Genomic DNA, 2,857 nt, shown 5'->3' on the forward strand with positions numbered 1-2,857 from the left:
GCTCGCGCTGGCCGGTGCGCTGCGCGTCTTCGTTGCGCTGAAGCTCGCGCTGGATGCGCTCGCCGGCGCGGTGGAAGAGATTGACCGTCGACCAGAGCAGGTCTTCAAGATCTGGCTCCAGCCGTGTGTCGCCGAGCATCTCGAACATGGCGTCAAAGATCGCGGTCAGCGCCGACTGGACGGCTGGCTCCTCAGGCAGCGGGCGCGGGTCCAGCTCGTCCTGGAAGGGGCGATGGCCGTGGATCTGCATCTCGTAGATGAAGCGGTCGGTTGGGGAAGAGGCGTGGTGGGGCTCGAGGGCATCGTCGATGGGAAGGTTAAGGTTCATGATGGTCTCCGTCGGTTTGGGCCGCGCCTCTCGCGGCCTGACGGCGATCCCCTTCCATGCGGCGGGCGGCCGGAACCGCGGCGCTCGCGCCGCGGCCCAGCGCAGCGCCGGGCGGCGGAGGAAAGGTTTCTTGATCCGCGAGGAATGCCGGGCCGCCTTCCAGGCCCGGCAGGGGAAGAAACCTGACTGACCCGCTGAAGGCCCGAACGCCGGATGGTAAGGGTCGCCTCTCGGCAGGCCCGCGGGCGCGCGTCCACCCGACGGACACCCTGCGGACCGGCCTTCCCCGCCACGCCGCGCCCTGGCCCCTTTCTCCGTCTCCCGGCGCGCTCACGCGGGAAGAAAGGCGTGAGCGTCTTCCGGGGCGAGCTGCGCCCTTATTTGGGCCGTGAGCCGGTCCGGCCCGAGCCGGCGCAGGTCCTCGTTGAAGTCGCCGAGTTCCGGCGCGAGCACGAGCGGCAGGATCCCGAGCGCCTGCGCGCGGCGGCTCAACCTCTCGATGCCGTGCCGGCCGGCGGCATCGGCGTCGGCGGCGATATAGAGGCGCATACATCCGGACGGGAGCTGGAAGGCGGCAAGGTGGTTGGCGGTCAGCGCCGAGATCATCGCCATGCCGGGCATCACGTGCGAGAGTGACAGCATGCTCTCGAGTCCCTCGCCTGCGGCCATGACCGGAACGGGGCCGTGGACAGGAAAGCGGAAGCGAACGGCATTGCCGAGCAGCCCGCCGAGGGCGCGACGGGGATCGTCGACCTTCGCCTTGCCGTCGCCCTGCGGGTCCAGCCATGTGCGATGCACGCCGGTGATCGCGCCTAAGCGATCGGTCACGGCGGCGATCAACGCCGGATAACTGCTCGTCCGGCCGGTCACGTGATCCCTGTAGTAGCAGGACGGGTGGAAGCGCAGTGCCGGATGAAGAGATGCCCGCAGGATTCCGCGCTGGCGCAGATAGCTGTCTGCCAGCGTACCAGCGAGTGGCTGCGTCATGCGGAAAAGCCGTCGGGCGCGTTCCGCAGCCGGTCGCCCGATCAAAGGGACGCTGGCATCGCAACCGGTGGACGCTGGGCTGGGCTGGGGCTCGTTCAGGAAACGCCGTGCTTCATCGGCGACATCGCGGAAATCGACCAGTCCACAGGTTTCCCGCACGAGATCGAGCAGGTCGCCGAACTGGGTCGTCGCCGCGTCCGCCCACCGGCCTTTGCGAGGGCCAGCAAGATGCACATAGAGCGAACGTCCCTTGCTGTTGGCGACGTCGCCGACGATCCAGTAATTGCCAACCCGACGGCCGGCGGAGAGATAACGGCGGCAGACCGCCTCGGCATTATGCGCGAGACGGTCCGCCAGTTCCGAGGCGGACAACATGACGATCACGCACGCCCAGCGACGTCGACGACGTGGTGTCGTTCGAGGAGGCGAGCCAGGATCGCCGGTCCTTCATCCGTGGTCGGAATGAAGAACCTGACCTTCCAGGCGATCATTTCGGAGAACAGGCCTATTGCTCTCAGCCTGTCGCGCATCCCTTCGGTGAAGCCGGTGAGCTCGACACGGTAGTCGTTCATCACCCGCACCCGGCGCAGCGTCATGTCGCCCGCAAGACCGACGACCGCGGAGCCGCCGAGCAACGATTGCCAGACCTGGTCGGCGCTGATGACCTCGGTCCGGTCGAGCCCGAAATTTCGGCAAAGCCTGGTGAGCCCTTCCGCGGAGATCAGACGGCCGACGATGCGCTCGCCTTCATCGGTCTCCAGCCGATAGACGCGGCAGAAATCCTGCGGCAGCAGCTTCCAGATCGGCAACAGCAGGCCGGAGACCATATGCATGGTCGAGATCGAAAATTCCGGAAGATTGGCGACCTCGGTGCTCCAGGCGGCGGAAAAGATCTGTTCGTCCGCCTCCTCCCAGTTCGTTTCTTCGAGCTGACGCAGCTCGAAACGCATCTCGTCCATCGGTCGGATGAGAGCGACGCGCGGCTGGACAGAGCCGTCGTCGAGCATGACCGAGCGGGTGGGAACCTGCACGGCCGGGCGGCCGGACTTGCCGTTCACCATGAGCTTGGCCTGGCGATCACAAGCGGCAAGATGCAAGGCCTCGGAGAGCGGCATCGGCCTGTTGCGATCCATGCGTTCGATCGTCAGCAGGTGCGACTGGGCGCCGGTGACCGGATGGGTGTAAATCAGCTTGCGCTCCTTCACCGTCATGCGGTCCGCGACAAGCGTCTCCAGACCCTTGTCATAGAGACCGGCGACGATGGCGCCCTCGATGCGGGCGGCCAGCAACTGCTCGAAGGCATCGAACAACAGGTTCTGCATGGCAATCGTCAGCGCCAGCATGCGGTTGAGGAATGTGTGGATCGGCGGCAGCTCGTCCTTCAGCCCGCCTTCCTCCGCAGTCAGCGACAGGCCGGTGATCGCCTCGAATTTGTCCAGCGAGCAGCCCGCGATCCCGCCGCGGTGGATGAGCTTGTAGAATTGCCTGAGCGCGTCACGTGCGTATTGGGATTCGAGATTGTCCTCCGAGCGGAACATCCCC

The 2,857-nt window shown here is 66.3% G+C and carries 2 protein-coding genes and 1 pseudogene; all 3 read right to left on the reverse strand.

Annotated features, from left to right (window positions below; all coding sequences use genetic code 11):
• Positions 1-328: pseudogene (locus EOA75_RS31380) on the reverse strand (hypothetical protein); the annotation flags it as partial.
• Positions 329-658: 330 nt separating this feature from the next.
• Positions 659-1,690 (reverse strand): toprim domain-containing protein, encoded by a 1,032-nt coding sequence (locus tag EOA75_RS31390; RefSeq protein ID WP_127326011.1) that lies wholly within the window; start codon positions 1,688-1,690, stop codon positions 659-661.
• Between the two features lie 5 nt (positions 1,691-1,695).
• The coding region (locus EOA75_RS31395; RefSeq protein WP_206517089.1) for a strawberry notch C-terminal domain-containing protein at positions 1,696-2,857 on the reverse strand (1,162 nt) is incomplete at its 5' end.

The sequence above is a fragment of the Mesorhizobium sp. M1A.F.Ca.IN.022.07.1.1 genome (genome assembly GCF_003997575.1).
In the GTDB taxonomy this organism is placed as follows: domain Bacteria; phylum Pseudomonadota; class Alphaproteobacteria; order Rhizobiales; family Rhizobiaceae; genus Mesorhizobium.

Coding starts and splice junctions, on each gene's coding strand:
- EOA75_RS31390 (WP_127326011.1), bottom strand. CDS start 1,690: ATGTTGTCCGCCTCGGAACTGGCGGACCGTCTCGCGCATAATGCCGAG.